Here is a 22,519-nt window from a genome sequence, read left to right as displayed (position 1 = left end):
TTATTAGTTATCTTCTAATTCCTTAGCAAATTCTTTTTTGGATTCGGCAATCTCTAAAATTTGGCGCGGGTCAGAAGTAATTAATTGGTCTTCAGTATAGGAAGCGACTACCTTAATCGCCACGTGTTTTTGTCCAGCAAAAAATATTCCTTCGCCAACGCCAGATTCAAGCAATAAATACTTTTCACCTTCAGTTAGGTTAAAGGTCTTTTGAATTAAATCAATTGACGAAGAGGATTGTTTCATCAATAGTTGTAAGGCGGAATTAGTCACAATTGCTTGGCCGTAAGGTGAAAGCAAAAAGTCGTTGACGTCTTGAGTGATTGTAGTTACACCGAGATAGTATTTTCTGGCGCGTTTTACCAAGGCGTAGATAAATTTCGCGGAATCTTCGTTTTGCATAAGCCACCAACCTTCGTCAACGACCAGTAATCGGCGTTTTAATTCAGAACGGACAATATTCCAAATATAATTAATGATTGAATAAATGGCGATTGGTCTTAGTTCGTCCTCCAAATCTCGTACTGAAAAAACAATTAGCTGGTTATCCATATTCACGGTTGTCGGACTGTTAAACAATCCAGCAAATGTGCCTTCCGTATACTTTTTCAAACGCACGGCCAAATCTGAAGTGCCTTCCATGCCTTCTAAAACTTCTTGGAAATCTTGCATAATTGGTGGCTCAACTTTGGATAGATCGGCATCCGGTGTAATATCTTTTTTGGCAAAAGTTTCAATTAAGGCCCGGTCAATAATTGAGTCTTCTTGGTGTGTTAATTTGCCAAGCATTAAACGCAATAAACCTTTAATGGTAATAACCGAACCGCGAATAACATCTTCGGTTGACATCTCACCTACTGGCTTAGGTAAATCAAACGGATTAATTTTAGCCTCAGAGCTAAGCGAGATGTTAATATAGGTGCCGCCAACCGCATCACACAAATGTTTATATTCACGTTCCGGATCAATCACAATAACATCAGTGCCAAGCATCATGCTGCGCAACACTTCTAATTTAATAGCGTAGCTTTTGCCGGCACCGGAAGTGGCGAAAACAACAAAGTTTGCGTTTTGCAAGGAAAATCGGTCAAACAAAATTAAGCTATTATTATGCCGATTAATGCCATACAAGATACCCTCATCTGAAGTAAGTTCAGAAGATACGAACGGAAAAGAAGCCGCGATCGGCGAAGAGTTCATGTTAAAAGAAATCAATAACTCATCATTGCCCATTGGAATAGTTGAGTTAAACCCTTGTTCGGCTTGGTACAAAACTTTTTTAGAAAAAACCAACCGTGAACCAAACATCGCCTCCACGTCGTCAGAAATTTGGTCAAGTTTTTCTTGGCTATCAGAATACAACGTCACATACAAACCAAACTGAAAAAAATGCTCGGTGCCTTGAGTTAAATCATCTCGTAAAGCTTCAATATCGCGCAAAGCGGCTTCACGAATCGGGTCACGCGGCATACCGCGTTCACGGTCAGCGGTTAACTGCGCTTCTAAAGCTCCAACCTTGTTTCTTAGTTGTTTTAAAATAATGTCAGAACGCACCGGATAAAAGTACATTGAAATATCAAGCGGCACGTTTAAATTTATAATTGGCGCAAACCAACCAACGGCAATGTAACGCGGGTAAGCGACTATAAATAACGTCCGCACAAATTTTGTGCCTAACTTCAAATAAGTTGGCTTAATTTCAAAAGCCGCCGGAGAAATAATGTCTTTAATCGAAACTGTGCCCTCCCGGTAAATACGCTCTTCTTCCAGCGTAATTTTAGCGGCCTCAATTTCTTGCTTTTCTCTTTCTCGGCGCTCGGCTAAAGTCAACTTCTCAGCTTCTGAGCGTTGTTGCTCCCTTTCTTGGCGTTTAATTTTACCTGGTTCAAATGCCATATTAAGTTACTATATCAATTTCGCTTAAATTTGATAATTTTTGTCGGCTCGAAACATCAGGATTGTAAGTATTATAATAAAGTTCAATTAAAGATTGGGTGTCTAAAACAACTGTTTGCAAACCCATACTTTGTAAGTTAGTAGAAACGTGGGCCACTCGCTGATCTAATTCATGCTTGCGGCGATTAAAAGTTTTTTGGTTTAATTTTAAACTTTTTGGCGCTCGGAAAAGTTCAATAAAACGCTTGAAAAAACCCTTACTCTTATCAGACACTGGATCGTATGGGATAACCAAATAAAATCGCTTGGTCATGATATCGCCTAGTTCAACGAGTTCCGAAACATATTGGCGATAATCGGCTATTTGCATACGCAATAATTCATTAGTTTGTTCTTTTTCTGATTTTTCCAAACGTCCTAAATATCCGTCAATGTCTAACTTGCGCGACTGGATCACTATTTGAACCGGAAAATCAACCGCGTTTAAAAAGGTGACATATCCAGAAATAATAGCGTTTTGTTCGTCTTCTGACTTCAAGGCAAAATTAATGCTGGACACTAGCAACACAGTGCGCAAAGTGCCGTCGCGCATAACAACCACGTTGTCCCGAATTTCAGCAATATCAATATAACGCTGGCTGGCTGGAGCTTTGGGGCGTTTTTTAGGCTTGGTCGTTAAATCACTCCTTGCTTGTGTCGACTTTTTGGCTTTTTCTTTTTTGGCCATACTACTTTTTAATCACTTCACCTTGATAAACACCGCCGGTATCGACTAAAAGCGAAAGCTCCGCTAAGCGCGTACTAGCGACCGGCTTTTTGGTTCTGATTGTTTTAGCTTCAACCTCTTTAATAGGCCTTAAGGCCTCCTTTAAATCGGCGTTATTTAAAATCTTATTCCAAATGCGCAATCTTGGTTTTTTAAAAGTTTGAATCACATTTAAAAAAAAGTAATGAATGGGTCGGCCGTTGATTTTGGCAAAAGCTAATAGTACCGTTACAATTAAAATAAATAAAGCGATAAAAATAAACACTACAAAACTTGCTGTTTTATAAGCGACAAAGCCAAAACCAACGCCCACTAATAAAATAATAAACTGGCGAACGGTAATTGGCCCAATGATTTTATCTTCTACGTCAATATATTGCGGAACAGTAAATTGATGCATAATTAATGGTTGCGTAATTTCATATTTAAATCCATAATCGCTTTAAACTCATCTTCTGATAAAGTCGGAATTGATTTTGATTCACGAGTATTTATTATATCAGTAATTGACCGTTTCTGACTAATGCTTTCATGCCCCAAATTGACATACATTTGATTTATAGGGCTTGATTTCCAAGCTTTAATGCCATTGAGTTTTTGAGTAAACGATTCCTTGCCTAAGGTTTCAATCTTATCTTGAATTTTTTGTACTGCATCGTTGGGATTTGGAGATAATCGACGAAATTCAACCAAATCAAAACTTTGCAACTCTTCTACCGGCCCGGTAAGTTTAGCTTTCTTTTTAAATATTGAGGGCTTAGATTTTTTAGCCTCATTTTTTGATAATTCTTGTAAAACGTCGTTTTTCATCTGTTGAATTTCAGGCGAAACTTGCGGGGCTTCACTGGTTTTGGATTCCGGCGTAACCGATGACGCGGGAAAACTTTCATCTGGCTTGGCTTCTAGCTTTGGCGCTTCACTTTCTTCCGTTTTTTGAGTAACCGGCTTTTTTGGCATTGCTTGCTTTTCGGTTGATTGAGGCTGAATTTTTTCTGATTCCGGCGCGATTGATGCCGGAGCAGTCAATTTCGGTTCGGTTGTTGGTTGCGGGGAGGGCGCTGTCATCTTTGGGTTCACAACCGCTCCCTTGCTATCGCTAACCGCACGCGATTGATTAAACTTTTCAACCAAAGCTGCCGGTGGCGCGTCCCATCTTTTTTTCTGCTCTTGCGCCAATTCAATCTTAGAAGTATCAAGGCGGGGTTTCACTTCTACAATTGTGCTATGTAACTTATCATAAGCAACGTCTAATAAAGACAAGATTTTTTGGGTTTTTGGGTCGTCCAGCTCCACCCCGCCAACTTTTTGGCTACGCTGTAATGTTTCACGCGTTTCTAGTTTCTCTCTCACGCCGCGCAAATGGGAAAATATAATATTACTAAAGCGGTTATCCAATACCGGATCGTCAAAACTCACGCCTGACTGAGATTTAATTTTATCAACCACCTCGGTTAAATTAAGTTGGTTTTGCCGGTTATCTTCAACAAACTTTTCTTTAGCTTGAACGTCTTTTTCATCATCTGGGAAAAGCACAAAATCAGCTGGCGCTGACGGTTTTTTCTTATCAGTATCGCGTGGACCAATTGGAAAATCCGCCAAAGTGTCTAAAGGTGCTGGCTCAACTTTTTCTTCTGGCGCCTTAGGTAAACGCAACTTGCCCGCCGGTTTTGATTGTGGCGAACTTGGCTGTGTCGGCAGCGCTGGCTTATGGTCAGAGGTAATTACTTGCTCTTGACCTTGGTCGTCTAAAATTATTATTTCGTCAGTCATGGCTAAATCTTTGCTTCACGGCGAAAAATTTTAGCTTTATTAATTTTCTCCCAACTAAACTCCGGTTCTTTCCTGCCAAAATGTCCATAAGCCGAGGTTTGTTTGTAAATTGGTCTTAATAAATTTAACTCTTTAATAATCCCGGTCGGGGTTAAATCAAAATGCTTTTTTATCAATCGCTCAATTTTATGATCCTCAATTTTTGCAGTGCCAAAAGTGTCAACTAAAATGCTAATTGGTTCGGCCACGCCAATAACGTAGGCCAACTGCACTTCGCATTGCTTGGCGATGCCAGAAGCGACGACATTTTTAGCCACGTGCCTCGCGGCGTAACTTGCTGACCGGTCAACTTTTGACGGATCTTTACCGGAAAACGCGCCGCCGCCGTGGCTTCCATGGCCGCCGTAAGTGTCAACAATAATTTTACGGCCAGTTAATCCAGCATCAGCTGGCGGGCCGCCTTTGACAAATTTGCCAGTCGCGTTAACAAACACCCTGGTTTTGCGATCCCAATATTTTCCCGCCACTGGTTTAATTACTTTAGAAATAACATCTCGCTCCACTCTCTCCTCACTCACTTTGCTGTCATGTTGGGCGGCTACAACCACCGTATCTAAACGCTTAGGCTTACCCTTTTCGTATTCAATAGCGACTTCCGTTTTACCGTCAGGCCGTAGATACGGCAAAGTTTTATTTTTTCTAACTTGTGATAGACGACGCGCCATTTTATGGGCCATCATTAATGACAGCGGCATAAGTTCAGGCGTTTCGTTAGTTGCAAAACCAAACATTAAGCCTTGGTCGCCAGCGCCTTGTTTTCTAAATTTACCACGTCCAGCGTCAACGCCTTGCGCAATTTCTGGACTTTGTTCATCAATTGCGACCATCACGCCACAATCTTCCCAATGAAAACCGCCGTCATGGTGCACGTACCCAATATCACGAATAGTTTCGCGTGCAATTTTTGCGATATCGACATAACCCTTGGTTCTAATTTCTCCAGCTACAACCACAAGCCCAGTAGTGACTAAAGTCTCAATGCCGGCGCGAGAGTGCTTATCTTGCTTAATTAGCTCATCTAAAATTGAATCTGAAATTCGATCAGCAACTTTATCAGGGTGGCCCTCAGTGACTGATTCAGAAGTAAAAAAATAACGACGATTGTGTTTAGCCATATAACTTTACTTAATCATTAAAAAATTTGAATTCGCTTTCCGCGGCATTAAAATAAGCAATTCGCTCAAAGCCGCTAACTTCATTTTTTTTATAGATATTGGATATATTAATGCCCACTCTGGCAGCGTCGTGCTCAGACATATTTAATCGCTCCATTAAAATATAGCGTAAAAATAGTTTCACAAATTTTGGCTGGTTGGCGTTATTGTGAAATTCAGCAACTAAATCATCACCGTATTTCTTTTGCCAAACGGAGGCCAAGAATTTATGCAGCTGTTCATCTTCAGCTAAAAAGTTACCTAAGTCATTTAAGTCAGCTAGCACTCTAAAAGCGGCAATAGTTTTAATTTCATTTTGGTCTTGCACGGCTTTATAAAATTCACGCCGCAAACCTTCTAAATTACCATCAAATTTCTTAGCGTATTTTTCAGCTTGAGCCATAACTTTTTGTTGCCTAGCCGGATCGCCTGTATAGGCGGCCTTAGCATTGGCGTGCGGGTCTTTTGTGGCTATTTTTTCTTTCACTAATGTTTCATTATCTGGATTGACGTCTAAAGACCCTTGACTTTTTTCTTCGCTGGTTGGCTTAATGCCATACTTCTTTAAAATTTCCTTGTCAATATCTTCAATCACTCCTTTGTGATACACTTTAACTTCGCCGCTATCCATTATGATTGGGATAGAATGCTCAAGTCCTTCCGGTGTTAATGAAGATAGTTTCATCGACTCAAATAGACCAATCAATCTCCTGATTTTTTGCTTTTTATCAGCGGATAACTTTTGAAAATCTGAATCATTAGAAAAATATTCATTCATCCTAAGATTACCAACCGGATCAGCACCAACTTTATTCAAATAGTCATTAACCCAATCATTTATTCTTTGCTTGCCGTCCGGCCCAAGATCAATAGTTATAAGTTCTTCGTTGTTCTGTATGGCTTGGCGAATTTGCCTTTTGAACACATCCCTATCCTCATATACTAGAATAGATACCATCCGGCCATTAATTTTCCGCTCTAAGTCAAACAATTCCCCAAAGTCTAGCGCAATAGTTAGCTTGGTTCTTAATAGCTCTAAAACAGTTTCTTGAGGTAAGGCAGATAGTGACACAAACTGATATTTTGCGAGTAAATCTTCATAACGTGGTAACAAACCTGGACTAATTTGTTTAGACAACTTTTGATTTGACAATATTTTATTAAAGTCTCGGATAAATTTTTTGGCAGATTCAACTTCATCAAACCTCAAAACTTCCTCATTAAAAATAACTTCGTATCGCTCCAATGTTTCTTGGTTGTTCAATTCTATTTCTTTCATATTTAAACTACATGCCCCTGGGCAGCTTTAATGCTTTCCTCAATACTTTGGGCATCGGATCTAACCGATTGACCCAATTTTGAATTAATAGCATTTATTAACTTCTTACCGCTTAGGGCGTCAATTAGCCCGGTTTTGATAGCCTCTTCTATTTGATCTTTTCGTAATGCAAAATGAGCTAAAGCATTAGGGTTCAATTCCCCTCTACCAATCCTATAGACAATATCATTGATATTAGAAGCTATGTAATTTAATCCAAACTTATCAATCACGTACGAACCGTCGGCATTATGATATCCATATGACAGACGGTTGGCGTTTTGTTGAAAAGCTCTCGGGTTAGCTTTATTTATCTCAATTTCCACTAGCATATTATGCTCTTCCTGAGTCAGTAAACGTTTAGCCCCCGTTTTATCCGTACCGACTAATCTCGACCCAGACCGTTGATTGTTATCCTCATTAATATAAGCAATATCATCGAGTAATCTCAAGGCGCTTTGCTCCCCCATGCCGAGCTGTTTAACAAGTATATTATTGACAAATTTTTCATACCCAGGCATATCGCCATCCAAATTAAACTCAGGTAAAATCTCATTACCATTATAATCTTGAGCAGCCTTTATCATCAAAGCGCTAAAACGTTCTTTCTCACCTTTGTTTAAAGCGTCGCGAGCTTGAGCCAAAAGATCAGAAGCATCCATGGCATTTCTCGGCAATTCTGCTAACTCTTCATTGATGGCTGCCCGCTCTGCTCTTTCTGTTTCTGGCCGATGTGTTCTTATGGTCATGGCTTTTAACTCTGACTCTGTTTTACCTTTAAAAAATTTCTGCTGAGCCTCATCCCGGTAGGTTTTATTTTCCTGGACATAAGTTTCTATCTCGTCGTTAATACTTCTTAATTTAGACCGATTACTACTAATGTCAACGGCAGCCAATGCCTTGCCGTTGTGGTTATTGTATTTATCTAGCTTATTGGCTTCACCTTTGGTTTGGGCTATCTTTTCTTCCTTTTGCTTAATTTCGTCCTCTAATGCTTTAACCTGATTAATATCGCCCCCCCGCTCCGCTCTTCCTCTTTGAATAGCTAGCTGGGCTATTATTGCTTGATCGTCTGTTATTTCAGTATCAAGTTTTCTTAGAACAGCTTCAATTGCTTCTTGAAATTTGGTTGATGAAATTTCATTCCCATTACTGTCATGCATCATCGTATCTAACTTGACAATGTCTTTTTGGACAATGGATTTCTCTTTTTCGCTTTCTCTTATTTTTTCTTTGGCTATGCCTTGCTCAATCAACTTTTTCGTTCCGGCGTCATAAGAATCAATCTGATCTGCCGTTAAAGCGCTTAGCCCGCCTGTCGTATTTGCGGCTAGCTCGTTAACTTTAGCTTTAGCCTTTTCATAGTCTTCTAACTTTGTCCCTGGGAATATTCTTGCTTTCTGTATTAACCCCTTGGTAGCTTCAATTGGCCTTAAATTCCTAAAAAAATCAGCTGCCTCTCCAATCGGTTTAGTAAAAGCTTGGCGATCTAAACGCGCGTGATTCTTCTTGTACCCCTCGCGGATAACCGTTGGCGATAAAAACTTGGTGAATCTACCCCTGGCTAATTGACGATCAACTTTTCTACCCAGTGCCCCAGCAGTGAAAGACAACCCTCTCATACCGGTTGATTTAATCTTATTCGACGCCGCACTAGCTAGTCCTGCACCGGCAGTACCGGCCCTTGAAGCAACCGCCAAACCAACCATTAAGAATACTACTGCCACTACTAAGCTTAAAATATAATCAACTGATCCGGCATTTGAAATGCCTATTGTGTTTAAGGCTTCTTGGATTCTGTCTGCATTCTGGTTGGATGAAAAATTTAACTCTGACCCTACGCGCGTGCTTAACAAAAGGAAAAAGAGTAAAATGGGACCGATAAGAACATATTTAACTAGCTCGCTCCACCATTGTCTAAAATAACTCTCTCCCCCAGGTATCGCTGCGGCCAAAAATGCTATTGGTGATAAAATAATTAACACCCACAACGCAATAATACGTGCGGCGAACATAACAACATAAACAGCGACCACGATTAGTGTAATGGACGAAAGAATTAAACCTAAAATAGTAGAAATTAATAATGAACTAAATGTAACACCCGATTCTGTTTCAATGCTAACCACCCCTTTTAGCCCTTCTAAATAGTGTTCAAAAGAATATAATTCCGGGGTACTAAAAACAGTTTCTAGTAAGCTTTCATATCCTATGCCTTTAATTTGGCCGTATAAGGCGTTCATAGCCACTTGCCCAAAATCAATTACCAATCCCGTGATAGTGCGAGAAAAATTTATCAGAACTGCCATCAAAAGTAATCGAGGAAGAGCTTTTTTGTAGTTGTATCTTTCAATTTTTAAAATAGTGGCCACGGAAATCAGAAGCAATATCAGTATAAAAAACATATTTGATATATCTCGAACAAATGGCCAGCCAACCAGCACGGGCTGTGCGTTTACATAGTTCGAGTATTCGGTCAATATTCCCAAAACACCATAAAGCACAAATCTCAACAGATTTACCAAATATAATATTGCATTCGCAGGTATACCAATTATAGTAAATGCTAACCCCGTCAATCCATCTGAAACATATGTTCCTACCTTCCTAAAAAACCCACCTGTATGTTCTTTGTCGTTAACATTCACTACTACAATTGGCTGAGAATCTTCTTCTTGGGCAAAAACTGGTCCTGAAAAAATAGGGATAAGCAAAAATGAAATTGTTAAAAATAACCATGCCATAAGAATGCCGCCAATTGCGACTTTGCTTTTAAGAAATGTAACAATTATATTCATGCGGCTTTGGCTAATCGTCTTGGCGGCTCTATAACTAAATTGGCTATCTGTTTATCTTCTTTTATAGCTTTTTGTAATTCATTTTCGGCTTGTTGTCTAAACTTTCGTCTTTCTAAAATCAACCATCGAACAGTCAATAAAGAAGTAAATGTCATCATCGGTAAGAAATCAATAAAAGGTATAAGTTCTGCCGACATCCCGCCAAGCATTCTGATGTATATTCTAAACATCGCCCTGTACATTAGGCGCCGAGCCTTAATAGACGTACGGCCTTGATACCTTGAAGCCCAATGAATCAAGAAACTATTTATGAAAAAAGTCATTGCCCAAATAAAAATCTTCGCAATCCATGCTGTACTGTAGCTGGCAATTGGGTCTAAAATATCATATAACACTGCCACAAACACCAAAACAAATAGCGGCCAATTGGCACCTTTAGCAGCTTGTTCGGATAACTTTTGGCCTAAAATGACTGCCCTTTCAGTGATTGTTTTGTGCAATTTCTTTTCATCTTGAAGATTTTGAAAGCTAACCTTTTCAGCCTTTAGAATATTTCTTGCCCTAGCGGCTTGTCTGTCGGTTTTAATAATTGGTTCGGCATAAGATATTGATTGGGCCGCCACTGCAGCTTGGCCTAAAGATAAAGCAGCAGAAGAAATTTCATTTTCAGCTTGCTCTTCCAATTCATCAGCCTGCTCGGCTTCTGGCTGCTGTCTTTGACGATTAGCCTTTACCAATTCTCGGCGCCAAAGCTGAGAGTAATCGCCTGGCTTGTGCAATGAGAATTGCGGTCCAGTCAACCTTTGATTTTGCTTTTCGTCTGCCATATTTACCCCATTAGAGCTAAAAAGCGTTTTAATCTGTTTTTTAAGTATCGTTTTCCCATGCCAGTCTTAAGATATTTTTCTCTTGCAAAAGCATCTCCACAATCAAGACATGACTCATAGTAAATCAACATAAAAAGGCGGCGGCCTTTAGTTGATGCCACTTGATTGCCATTATGTTCCTTGAAACGCTTTTTTAAATTATTAGTGGCGCCGGTGTACCATGCTTGATCTCCTTTGCTTTGTAGAACGTATGTATAATACATAAATAATGTTATCTCTAACGGGGTTAATTACGCGTTACAATTATTGTGCCGTTGTAGGATTGGAAGGAGTTCAATCCGCCTTGGCACGCGGTACCGTAGTAGCCCCAAGTATTTGTAAGTCCCCCGGTTTGAACATCAATCGGCTGGCCGCTCGTCGGTACGTTTTCCCGATGATCAATATTAGCGTTACACCAACCCCAATTATCAATCACTTGAATCCGCGGTTGAATATAGCAAGTGTTTGCCGGCACGGTGCCTAGTGTCGGGTGTGAGTCGCCGGCGCAATAGATTGATTGGCTGCTCGCTGAACGAGCTAAAATGTCAAAGTAATTGTATGAGTGCGAAAGTTTAATCGGCTCATCTTGATTGGATCGGTCTTGGATACTCTTTAAACCGGAAACTGAAATTGTACGCCCGTCCCCCCAATCAATACGGTAAGCGGCAATTGGCTCTTGGTTAGCGTCAACTTGGGTATTAAATTCTAAACTCACTGAACCAGCTTCACTAATTTGCACTTGTTTGCTCGCGCCAAAATCAATTTCTCCGGCAATGCTAATGCGGCTAACAATTGGGGCGACCGCGCAGTAATCAACGCTAATATTTTGGCAAGATCCACCCGGTCCGCAAATAGCATTAGTGGTGCAAGGCACTCCGCTATTACTGCAAACCGCTAAGGGGCGGATATTATCGGGGCACTCTTGCCCTGACACCGGCGGATCCCAAAGGTCAGAAATTCCGTCACCGTTAAAATCATCGGCGACTCGGCTTATTGGATTTTGTCTCTCGTAGCCAACAGTATTTAATTCCCATATACCAAAAGCGCGGGCAAATAAGCGTTTGACCCGATCAGCACCTTTAGCAATGGCATTATCTTGGCGAATATCAAACGGGATTGGATTGCCTGAAGGATCATCTTCTGGGCCGCCATCGTCAGTGTAATTTAACAAGTCACAAACTTCCCCTTCAACCGGACACCCGCCAGACAAATAAAGCCCTGCTCCGCGCACATTAGTTTGACATACGCCAAAACCGCAGTCAGCATCACTTTGGCACTCTAAACCGCTGGTTTGCGGGTCATCACTGCTGCAAAAACCAATTGTTGGACGATTGAAGTACGGGTATTGAACACAAACTGATCCTGAAACTGAACATCGGCCGACTAATCCACAAGTTGAACCACCGGAGCTACCGCTAGTTTGCACACAAGTGCCATTGTCTGATGGATTTGGATCAACACATGTTCCTAGGCCGCACTCACTATCATTATGGCAGGCATTGCCATTAAAATCTGGATCGCCAGTGCATTCTGAAGCCGTACAAGCTAGCGATAACGACGGATCGCAGGTAATCCCGTCATTAATTCCGCCATTACACGTATAAACTGCCCCGCCGCTAGGTAATTGGCTAATAAAGTCATCGGTAAAAGTTTTTTGGTCTGTTTCAGGCGTTGAGCCAATACAGGCAAAAACCGAACCTGAACGCGCTTGATATGGAGGGGCAAATGAAGCATCTGGGTTCTCTACTCCCAATGGTTGCAAACCATCAGCCGTACTGTTATCCCAAAGCTCTGGCCGATTGATCGGATCTGGAGGTTGAGCCGCGCCAAACGGTGCTGAATCACTGCTGTAGATAGTGAGCGTATCGTGTAGCTCAAAGTCTGAACCTTTATCCACCCGCGCATTCCAAGCTTTGTTTGACCCGGCCCGAGTTACGGTTTGACTAAAGGCGCGACATTCTAAATTGTCAAAACCTGTAAAACCATCAAACTGCAAGTTAAACCGGTGACTGTCGCGGGTGGAACAACTACCTTGGTCAATAGCGCAAGCCTGGATAAAAGCTAAATCTCCGCGCGAGTGATTTTGGGCTGTTTCTTCAAAAAATCCAACGTAAGCCGAACAGTAAGTATCACCGCCGACAGATAAGCCCCAAACAAAGGCTGGGTCAGTATATTCATATGAAGAATTCATTACATCAAATGTGCGTACTGTTCGCCCGGTGGGAGATTGTTCAGAAAATGGAATAAGATTACCTACGAAGTTTCCAGCGCAAGCGGTTAAACCGCCCGGGAAAGTGACGTCTAAACGAACCCGCTCCAATAAACCCAGCGAAGCAAAATCTTTTTCGCTCTCGGATATACCGGCCGCGTCCAAAGTCCTCGGTGCGCCATTACCTTTGCTGTTCAACGGCTGGGCATCTTCATGTCTAAACAACACGCAATCTGGCGTAAAGGTCGGGAAGTAGCCGCCAACACAGGCTTCGGCCACAGTGATGATGCCTGTGTCTTCGATTTTTTCAGTTAAAGTCAAATCATTGGCTAAACATTGATACAGCGGAAAGCGGTCGTTGTAACCTGCCACTAAGTCGCGTTGATCGCCTTTAATCATATTTACCGGCCACCACTGCAAACACAAGTTAGGGTTTCGCGGATCCTCAAGTAAGCAATAACCGTTGATGCCTTGATAAGTGATACCTTCATCGCCGGTGTATTCGCAAGACAGCGAATCGCTTTCAGGATATACTCGACAAGAATTTCCTACCAGCACGGGCGATTGATTAATTGATTGAACTTCCAAGGCTGGGCGCAACTTAACTAAATCCACAAAAGTTTTACCTTCTATAAAACAATCCGGATCGTCAAAACCGCCTTCGCACTCGGCCGAGCCGTCAGTGTTATACATTCTAATTCTAACCTTGGTAACATTGCTTGGAGTTGAGAAGCTTACCAAACGCTGGCGCCAGCCAAGCCCGGCCGGCTGCTCAATGGTTGAACCGCTAATTACATTAGTGCGACCACCGTCATCAATTACAACTTCTATCCTAGTAGCAATGTTGCTATTTCCGCTTGCTTCACCAACATCTAACTGACGAGTATTAATTAACGCCGACAAGACATATTCGGTATTAGCAAAGACATCAAAGGAATCTGAAATAACTCCAAAATTTGAACCAAACCGTAAAATTGCATTGCCGTCTTGCTGGGTAATCCCTTCAGTTTCGGCTGTGACTGGATCAGCAATGACATTAAATAAGTTAGACGTCCACACTCGACTAAAATCAGGGAAGCTCCAACCCAGCGGTTCAGAATCGGCGGTAAAGATTTCAAAACTCGGATTTGGCACTTCGGCCACTTCCCCAACTTGCGGCATTAAGCTGTATTGGTATTGGCCTTCAATCGCAAAGGACCCGGTGCTATCAAAGCGATACCCGGGCGTTGAATAACCGGACAGATTTCGCAGGCGGCTAACATCGCGATAAGCGAAGGTTTGATTAAGCGGTGTTAAATTGTTTGCGACTAATTCAGACGAAGGCGTAACAAAATCGTCACATTCACCATTGGCATCAAATGAACGGCAAGTCACTAAATCAACGCACACATCTTGTTCAATGCCGTCTAAGCCAACAACTTTAGTACGGCTGCTGCAATCTAACCACTCAGCACATTCACGATCCGGCTTAACTTTGACAATTGAGTTGCTATTACAATTACCGGCGGCGCAACTCGAACTCGCCGTTTCGCCGTTATCTGTTTGGTGGGAGTTAAAAATTAAATAGCTGCTGTCGCTTTCGCCGATTGAATAATTGACTTCGCTACGGTCATTGAATAACACACACCCCTCTTCGGCATTAACAATACCATTACAAGACTGATAATCAGCATCGTTTTTAAGATGGTAATAAACTCCCGTTTCTTTGACAAAAACGTCCTCAAAAATAATCGGCACGGAAGACAAATTAATAGATTCGTCTGAGCCAAAGTACACGCGACAACCGTTATTTTGTTCGTCAATAAACACCCGTCCGCTAAAGGTTGTGAAACCTCCTGTTTCAATATTGAACAGATCGCTTTTGGTTATAACATTAGCCGGCACAGAGAGTTCAGCCACGTCATACAACGAACCGTTGAAAGTCACATTATCACTAACCAACATACTGTTGTCAAACGACTGTAATTTTTGGTCGCCGGTCGGGTCAGCGCAAGCTAGGGTGGCGCGTAAATTACCAGACGTTGGGACGGAACTGCCCGGTGGTACTGCCGCTTCAAAACCAACGGTATACAAAGTACTGCGGCCTAAAATTAAATCTTGATGAATAGCTTGGCCACTATTATATTGAAACGCCGGATTGCCAATTTGGCTCAAAATGCTTTTAGCGCCGACAAGGCCGAATTTGCCGTCATTAGTAAAGACCGGCTGGCCCGACGGCAAGCTCACCGGACCCGACCAATTATCCACTCCATTAGTTAAATCCCCCAACACATCTTGGTCGAAGCCGCCGTTAAATATTTGATTTTCCCTATTTGAAGACCCTGGATCCACGAATTCAGTACAGCTATTATCACGCGCGCTACATAGACCGGCCCAATTCTGGCAATTCCCATCATCGTTAGAGCTGTTGTCATTTGGCCCCAAACAATCTTCGTCAGTGCGGCACTGTTGTCCATCGTTAAACCCGCCAATGCAAGCCCGGTCAGGGCGCAAAACGCCAAGTGGCGTGTTGCCAACTGGGCACGCTTCGTTAGTGCCAGACTTATACCAACGGGGAATCGAGTCTGCGCCTTTAGCCGCAAACTCACAAGTTCTATCGCCCGGAGCTTTAAAATAAGATAAGCCATTACCACTTTGCCACGCCTCACAACCCAAAGCTTCACTTTCGCAAAGGGTGGTACCGAAAGTTTCAGGATCCTGAATCAAATACACTGTTTCATAATCTGACACCTTGCCGGTTTGGCCATTAATTTCAGGTAAGCCAAGCTCCGTACATCCTTGAGACGTTGACGGACAGTAAAAATTTGGATCATTAACCAAATAAGTAAGGTTGTCTGACGGCACATTAACTTGTGCCAATGGGTCGCCAAGGTTAAATTGTTCGGCAAGCGAAGAATTGGAATTATGGGTATCAATAAAGGCTTCGCATCCGGCCGCTGAAGCTCGGCATAATTGATCGAACGATTTTAGATATTGCAACTGGCCGAAACGATCAGTGTATTCTTGGCAACCAAGCATAAATTGCGGGGCGTTTGGTTGAGGATAGGTATTCGGATCTAAGGCCGGGTTAGAATCACAGCTTAACGGAATATCCCAAGAATCTTTAATAAGGTATTCAAAGTCTTGAACTTGTTTTAAAACGACATTATCAATATAGAATGTGTCGGCGGCCGTACAGTTTGCACCGCAATCCCTTCTGAAAGACAAAATCGCTTCTGGGGACACGTCCCCTATGGTAAACGGACCAAGCAAATAATTTTGCCAGTTTGGCCCCACGCCAATATCTGTAGCAATTTGAATTTGGTTAAAAATTGCCACATCAAAATTTGCATTGCTTGGGTTCTGCGAGGCATTCTTGGCCCAAAAACTTAAAAGATAATTGCCATTATTAACTAACCGATCATCTAAAATGCCACAAAACGTATCTCCAAGTAATATCTCACAAGTTTCACCGTTTCTCATTTGAGCTAGGCAGGTGCGAGTAGCATCATTGTATGAACCATCCGCCTCAGTACAGGTGCCGCTCCCATCGGCATCAACATACCCGGCACTATTGGTACTGCCGGATAATGTTTGCGCGGAAGTAATCGTTGGGTCTAATTCAGAAGCTGAGGCAAGCGAGTGGCCGCCAACGTTGGTTGATTCTGAAGATATATCGCCCACATGCCACTGATTAGCGGCGTTAAACTCAAAAGTGTCGGTAAAGACATTGAAGACATTTGGCGCCGCATTACCGCGGTATTCCCGGCAACCGGCTTCCGCCACGCCACAAGATTGGCCCTCTCCCGGCACCGCGTTAAAGACACAAGCGTCAACGGTTCCATCATTATCTATATCTTCTTCAACGCCGCCGAAAGCTTGGCAATCGTTTATGCCTAAGTCAACATCAGTTGCTCGGTACGGAACGCAGTTGTCGGTACACGAAATTGTTTGTTCGATAATGATGTAAGACTTATCGCCATTAGGCGCGATAAATTCTTTACAGAAAGGATTATTAATCGCGTCTTGCAAATTCTCGCAACGGCCAAAGTTAGAGGCTAAATTAACCTGTGCCGGGCAAACCGAAACTGTAGGGTCGCATTCAGTAGCCGGATCATTAGATAGTTGCAAATTGTGAACTTGTAATTGGAAACCGGTGACATCCGAGCCAACCCAAGTAAAGAAAGTGCCACATGAATTGCCAGCGGATACCGCGTTTTCCGGTTTTACGCATTGGCGCAAGAATGTGTAATACTCTAAACCTTCCCCGCCGCGTGCGACTTCATCCAAATTAGTAAACTCTTGGCAGCCAACTGCCGCCGCGTTACATTGGTCGCCCCGGTCGGGAATTAAATAAACCGGAAATTGTTCATTTTCATAATTAGTGGCCGATTGTTTAAAGGCAGCGTAGCCGACACATTCTGATGGGCAATAATCTCCTTCAGCCGGGATGCCAGGGATAGGAATATCGCCGTTAGTCGGAGAGAATAAATCACATCCAACCTCGTCGGCACTACATACCCCCGCGTATGAGCCACATTCAAGCGGATCGCTTTCAGGATCGCCAGTGCAGCCCAAATATGAAGGCGGCTGTTTAATATGCAAATTATCTAAAACGATACCAAAATCCCCGCCGGCGTTAGCTACTTGGGCGTTTTGAATTGAACCATTGACAGTAAAATCGGAAATATCACCAAAGGTAACGTCGTCATACCATACCTGGCCATTAGTCGAATTATTGCCTAGGCTTAACTCCACTTCGCTCACCAGCGGACAATCATTATCGCCGCCGGGGCAAGCGTTCCCCCCCACGCTACAAACTCCATTTTGACAGAAATTTTGCGATGGGGTGTATAGCATATTAAACTGCCGCCATGAAGATGGTAAATTGAGATTTTGGCTTTGAGAGTTAATTTGGCTGCCACCGGCAAATTCAGTAATAGTTAATTGACCGGTTTGGCCGCTGCTATTTTCACCCAAGCCCCACGCTGAATAAATGTAAGGCACGCCAGGAGTTATGGCCTGGCGGGATGGTGGTCCGGCATAAGTTACGCTTTGCCCTGGCGCAAGCTCAACTGATTGATTACCAATATGAGACTGGTTAGTGCTACCAGCTATTGGCCAGCCGGTACCAACCTCTTCAAAGCTTGAATTTATGGCGATTAAGTTCCGGCCAAAATTCTGGTTGAGGCGAAGCAGGTTAGAACATCCAGCTTCCGAGGCGGAGCAAGTTTGAACGTCATCGTCAAAGTAAATTTTACTGCCATCTAAATCCGACTGCCCAATTAAGGTTACCGTGGCTTGTTCATTCAAACATTCTTGAGTGATAGTTGCTTCATCCAGCCAAAACGTACCCACCGGATTATCAGTTGCATAAATTTGAATTGTGGCGGTATTCGCGCCAGCATCAAAATTACATGCGATTTGTTGCCAAGTGCCTTTTTGGGGCACAAAGCCTTGTGTGTTACAACCAGCTGACCCGGAACTCACTTGCAAAAACACATTGCCCAACTGCAAACTGTTGTAGACCCAAATTGAAGCCGTGTAGGTGTTGCCGGCAGTCAGACCGGTTAAAGTGTTAGCTTCATTTTGTAAAATGAGCTGTGAATTACCGGCTTGCGTGACACCACCATTAGTGAAGAAACGAAGTGAGAAATTACCAGAAAATACTTTTTCATTTGAGCCTGTGACGCGAGTTAATGAAAAAGGCAGATTATTACCAACCCGCACCCAGCTAGCGGCTGGATCGTTATTAATTAGCGGTGTTGGGTGAGAAGTTTCAAAACTGCCGTTAGCGACTTGGTTTGGCAAGTCAGAGCATGACGGCACAATACATTGCACTCCGCCTGGCTCAATCGTACAAGACTCCGAACGGAAACAACTTTGCGATGCCGCATCCCATCCAGGCGAAGTAGCGCTGCACGGATTGCGCAAGAATAAAAAGGCACCTTCGTCAGATTGGCAAGCTTGTTCGCCTTGCGGCACAAAACAAGACACCGACGCGCTACAACCGTTAGGGTTATTACATTCTCGTAATACTTTTTCTTGCTCTTCAGTACAAGTCCAAACTCCATTAAACGGATTGTATTCAGTGCAATACCATTGGCAACCAACCGAATCAACACTGCAACCTTCAAAATCTAAAGTGTTTTTAAGGTAACTTGCGGTAGTGACGTTGCCGCTTGTGCCGCGAAAAGTTTCGCAGGTAGCAAAGTCCTCACTACATCTGTTAGCTTGAAAATCCCAAGTTGGTTTTTCTTTGGTGCAGTAACCATAGGTTTTACAACTGCCGTCAATATCTTCCTCTAAACAGCTTTGCTGATCGGCACAGTATTCAGCCCGGGTGACAACACGCTGGGAGCTTGAACCGCTGCCGGTAACTTTATCGTCATTCAAATAATTACTAAAACCTTCCAAGGCACAAAAAGCTTCTGGAGCTTTTAATACCCAATTTGGATCAACTAAACCAAAGTATGGGGAATTAACATCGTTAAAAGCGTCTACTAAGTCTCCCAACTTTTGTTCGTCCCCATTAACACCAATATATTGCGCGGCTAACTCCCATGATGCTGGAACAATGCGATGAGTTCTTAATACAAGAATACTGCGATAGGGTAACCCCTGATTGTAAGGAGGCTCAAAACCGCCTGAAATAAATCCGAACGGAGCATTAGGGTCAAGTAAATCCTGATTAATGGCTTGTTGCACAGTTAATTCATTTTCAACAGCTTGGCGAAATTTTTGATCAATCACGCAATTATTTGGGCCTGGATTATTAATGTTGTTACATTGAGAAAGTTCCACCAAAATTTCTTGGGGCCCGCCAACCCGTCGGCCAACCTCAAAAATACTCGCAAACCTGTCGCGGGCGGCTTGTAATCCGCTGATTTGAGAAGAAACAGAAGATCCGGGCAATCTAACATTGACGGCTGGCCGACTGCCACGACTGCCGCTGAACGAGCGCAAGCCTTCAAATAATTTTTTAAACATCTCGCCGGCTAAAGTTTGCACAAACGTGTCAATGGCGTCAGCCACAATATCTCCGGTGCGAGCCTCCTGAATATTAGCCGGCCTAACGATTAAACCTTCTTCGGCTTGCCTTCTTAACAAATCTCCAGGAGTTAAAATTTCACCAGTAATTTTATCAACTATATCTTCAAAATCGCCATCGGAACGCTCTCCGCTACTCACAAATGCTTTGGCAATTAACTCGCCTAAATAATTTTTTTGAATTTCCCCCCCTATCCCCAACTGATTAGCACGCGGATCTAAGGAAGCGACAAAAAAATCTGCAAAGTCCGCGCTGCCTAATCTTGACCGCCAATTCCCGGCTAATTCAGTTAAAGTGCAAGATGGTGGAGACGGCGGCTCAAAGCCTGGTAAGCCAAGCGTTAAACTTAATCTAAAAGGAATGCCTGGGTCACATAGACCTGCATAATTAATGCCAAAGCCATCGCCCAACAATGTTTCCGCAAAAATACCGGCACTTCTGTCAAGTTGGCCTAAAACATAATCACCAAAACTTTGTTCATAAAATAAAGATGTTTGGCCTTCCCCCCCAGATACAATCGCCACCGCTGAATCATGGGCAAGATTTTGCAAAAAGAAATTAAGTGCTTGTTTAAATGCGATGGCGGCTGCTCTTTTTAACTGCTCTTTTTTCTCTTCGGCTGCTACTCTTCTAGCTTCCTCTCCGGCATCTCTAGTAGTGACGTCAGGGGAAACTGTGTTAACAGCTGGGTCTGAAACCGAAGCGACGCCACTGCCATCAGCGCCAGGCACATCGGCTGCTAAAGACTGGTTTAAGGGAGCAATCAATGAACTCAGCAAGAGAAAAGTAGCCAGGCAGATAAAAAAGTTTTTAACCAAGAAAGATTTCATCTAAAATGTCTTTAAAACCTCATCGGCTAGGTTAATAATTTCCTCATCGCTCACTTGATTTAACTGCGTTTCAGTTAAACCTGCTTCTAACAAAGCTTGGCGTAACTGAGATGCAGACATTTGTGAGATTATAGATTTGACATCAGTTGAGCTTGAATCTAAGTTTAAAAAACTATCGTCAAATTCTATCTCAGATTGCGTCGCGCTTGCGGCTTGATTATAAATTTGTGCTAAATCATTATCACTCAACAAATCTAAATCAGCCTGCGGCACTCCTTCGTCAGCTAAAATATTTCTTAAATCATCTGCCGAAATAGCGGCCCCGGTCGCAGTATAATTAGCAGGCAAATTGCCTCCCGATAAAACACTATTAGCTTCTTGCCGTAATTTATTTTCACAGTCTTCGCCGGCTAAACAATTGGGATCAGTGCCATTTTGAATTTCATCATAATCAGAAATGCCGTCCGAATCAGAATCGGCTAAATAAATACTGGTGCCGTAAATCCCTAGTTCATCAGCGTCACTAACGCCGTCACCGTCGGTATCACCTGAGCCATCAGCAATTAAGTTGGCCTGGAGCGCGGCGGATAAATTTTGAGTCGAGTTAGGTTCGCCCTCGGGAAAAATTGGAGAAATATTGAAATTGGCACTTACCTGCCAAACAGCAACAAAAAACGTCAGCGCGGTAACCACGACTAACGTTTTAGGTAAAATTGAATCTGCGTTTTTTAAAAAGTACTTTTTGCCGGCAGTTATTCTTTCCTTTAAAATCGATTCTTCAACTTCGCCAATCGGTGAACCGTAAAGTGTGTCTAAACTATATGAACTGCCGCCAAAATTTGAATTTCTATTTTGTTGTTTTGTTTGAGGGCCCGCCACAAGATAAAATTAAAAGTGATGGATAACATCATCCCGCACTTAGCGGGAAATTTTTTAGGTTGTATTTTTATTTTTATTTTGAGCTCCTAGCCTTTACTATGAAAATCTAAAAATCATCTAACTTTAGATAAATTATAGCACAAAATTCTAACCAATTGAAGAAGATTTTAGGATATATTTTACTTAATTTGTCAATAAATAAATGCTTAAGAAAATTATTATTTTGCCTTGTGCTGATTTAGCTTTTGCCCAATTTTATCCCATTGCTCTAAATATAATTCTTGTGCCCGTGAGCGTTGAGATAGCTCCAAGTCATTAAAAATTTGCTTAATTAAGCCAATTTTTATCTTAGTGCCATTGTGTAAATTGTTGGCCAAATATTTACGTTTAGCCGAAAAGCCGATCTTCAAATAGCGAAAAAAATCCTGTTCAGGAGTTTTAAAATTCCATGTATGCGACACTTGATCCAATGCCACAACAGCTGAATCCACGTTAGGTTGGGGATAAAAATTTTTTTTATCAACATAAAACTTTATGGTTGGGTAACAATAAGCTTGGACTGACAAACTTAATATGCTCATTTGGGGAGGTTTAGCGCATACGCGTTGGGCTACTTCTTTTTGTAGCATTAATGTCATTGCACTTGGCTTTGGTTCTTGAGATAAAAATAAACGTAAAAAATTTGATGTAATGTTGTATGGCAAATTGGCTACGATTTTGTAACTTTTTGAAAGTGGCAACGCTTGACGATTAATTTTCAAAATATCACCTTGAATTATTTCTACGTTGTTTCGGTTACCTAAGTTTTTTTGAAGTTCGGCGAGTAAATTTTTATCAAGTTCAATTGCGACTACTTTTTTTACTTTTTCGGCCAATTGGGCTGTTAACGTGCCTATGCCCGGTCCGACTTCCAGCACTTCTCCATTTTTTTTAAGCTGTGCCG

The 22,519-nt window shown here is 42.3% G+C and carries 12 protein-coding genes; all 12 read right to left on the bottom strand.

Annotation, left to right across the window (positions count from 1 at the left end):
- Positions 1–3: 3 nt before the first annotated feature.
- Positions 4–1,896 carry a conjugal transfer protein TraC gene (locus COT81_03675; protein ID PIS04947.1) on the bottom strand — a complete coding sequence of 631 codons (1,893 nt, stop codon included), beginning with the start codon at positions 1,894–1,896 and terminating at the stop codon, positions 4–6.
- Between the two features lies 1 nt (position 1,897).
- Positions 1,898–2,524, bottom strand: a complete 627-nt coding sequence (locus COT81_03670; GenBank protein PIS04973.1) for a hypothetical protein — start codon at positions 2,522–2,524, stop codon at positions 1,898–1,900.
- Positions 2,525–2,624: 100 nt separating this feature from the next.
- A complete protein-coding gene (locus COT81_03665) occupies positions 2,625–3,062 on the bottom strand; it encodes a hypothetical protein (GenBank protein ID PIS04946.1) in 438 nt (145 codons plus the stop codon).
- A 2-nt stretch (positions 3,063–3,064) separates the two neighbouring features.
- On the bottom strand, positions 3,065–4,432 hold the full coding sequence (locus COT81_03660) for a hypothetical protein (protein PIS04945.1): 1,368 nt from the start codon (positions 4,430–4,432) through the stop codon (positions 3,065–3,067).
- A 2-nt stretch (positions 4,433–4,434) separates the two neighbouring features.
- Entirely contained in the window at positions 4,435–5,607 is a 1,173-nt protein-coding gene (locus tag COT81_03655; GenBank protein PIS04944.1) for a methionine adenosyltransferase, read from the bottom strand.
- A gap of 10 nt (positions 5,608–5,617) precedes the next feature.
- A complete protein-coding gene (locus COT81_03650) occupies positions 5,618–6,925 on the bottom strand; it encodes a hypothetical protein (protein PIS04943.1) in 1,308 nt (435 codons plus the stop codon).
- A 2-nt stretch (positions 6,926–6,927) separates the two neighbouring features.
- The gene (locus COT81_03645) at positions 6,928–9,762 is read right to left on the bottom strand and encodes a hypothetical protein (protein PIS04942.1); all 2,835 of its coding nucleotides are present in this window, start codon (positions 9,760–9,762) and stop codon (positions 6,928–6,930) included.
- The gene (locus tag COT81_03640) at positions 9,759–10,589 is read right to left on the bottom strand and encodes a hypothetical protein (protein PIS04941.1); all 831 of its coding nucleotides are present in this window, start codon (positions 10,587–10,589) and stop codon (positions 9,759–9,761) included. The genes COT81_03645 and COT81_03640 overlap by 4 nt, the downstream gene beginning before the upstream one ends.
- A gap of 2 nt (positions 10,590–10,591) precedes the next feature.
- On the bottom strand, positions 10,592–10,852 hold the full coding sequence (locus COT81_03635) for an excinuclease ABC subunit C (GenBank protein ID PIS04940.1): 261 nt from the start codon (positions 10,850–10,852) through the stop codon (positions 10,592–10,594).
- Between the two features lie 23 nt (positions 10,853–10,875).
- Positions 10,876–20,697 carry a hypothetical protein gene (locus COT81_03630; protein ID PIS04939.1) on the bottom strand — a complete coding sequence of 3,274 codons (9,822 nt, stop codon included), beginning with the start codon at positions 20,695–20,697 and terminating at the stop codon, positions 10,876–10,878.
- Complete coding sequence (locus COT81_03625; protein ID PIS04938.1) at positions 20,698–21,576, bottom strand: hypothetical protein; 879 nt, start codon at positions 21,574–21,576, stop codon at positions 20,698–20,700.
- Between the two features lie 218 nt (positions 21,577–21,794).
- Positions 21,795–22,519, bottom strand: a 725-nt coding sequence (gene rsmA / locus COT81_03620) for a ribosomal RNA small subunit methyltransferase A (GenBank protein ID PIS04937.1), incomplete at its 5' end; no start/stop codon positions are given.

The sequence above is a fragment of the Candidatus Buchananbacteria bacterium CG10_big_fil_rev_8_21_14_0_10_42_9 genome, from assembly GCA_002773845.1.
Classification (GTDB): Bacteria; Patescibacteriota; Patescibacteriia; order Buchananbacterales; family 21-14-0-10-42-9; genus 21-14-0-10-42-9.
This window is presented reverse-complemented; position numbering and strand designations above follow the sequence as displayed.

Excerpts from the sequence above, each read along its gene's own strand:
- COT81_03675 (PIS04947.1), bottom strand. The coding sequence starts at position 1,896 with ATGGCATTTGAACCAGGTAAAATTAAACGCCAAGAAAGGGAGCAACAA.
- COT81_03665 (PIS04946.1), bottom strand. The coding sequence starts at position 3,062 with ATGCATCAATTTACTGTTCCGCAATATATTGACGTAGAAGATAAAATC.
- COT81_03660 (PIS04945.1), bottom strand. The coding sequence starts at position 4,432 with ATGACTGACGAAATAATAATTTTAGACGACCAAGGTCAAGAGCAAGTA.
- COT81_03655 (PIS04944.1), bottom strand. The coding sequence starts at position 5,607 with ATGGCTAAACACAATCGTCGTTATTTTTTTACTTCTGAATCAGTCACT.
- COT81_03650 (PIS04943.1), bottom strand. The coding sequence starts at position 6,925 with ATGAAAGAAATAGAATTGAACAACCAAGAAACATTGGAGCGATACGAA.
- COT81_03645 (PIS04942.1), bottom strand. The coding sequence starts at position 9,762 with ATGAATATAATTGTTACATTTCTTAAAAGCAAAGTCGCAATTGGCGGC.
- COT81_03640 (PIS04941.1), bottom strand. The coding sequence starts at position 10,589 with ATGGCAGACGAAAAGCAAAATCAAAGGTTGACTGGACCGCAATTCTCA.
- COT81_03635 (PIS04940.1), bottom strand. The coding sequence starts at position 10,852 with ATGTATTATACATACGTTCTACAAAGCAAAGGAGATCAAGCATGGTAC.
- COT81_03630 (PIS04939.1), bottom strand. The coding sequence starts at position 20,697 with ATGAAATCTTTCTTGGTTAAAAACTTTTTTATCTGCCTGGCTACTTTT.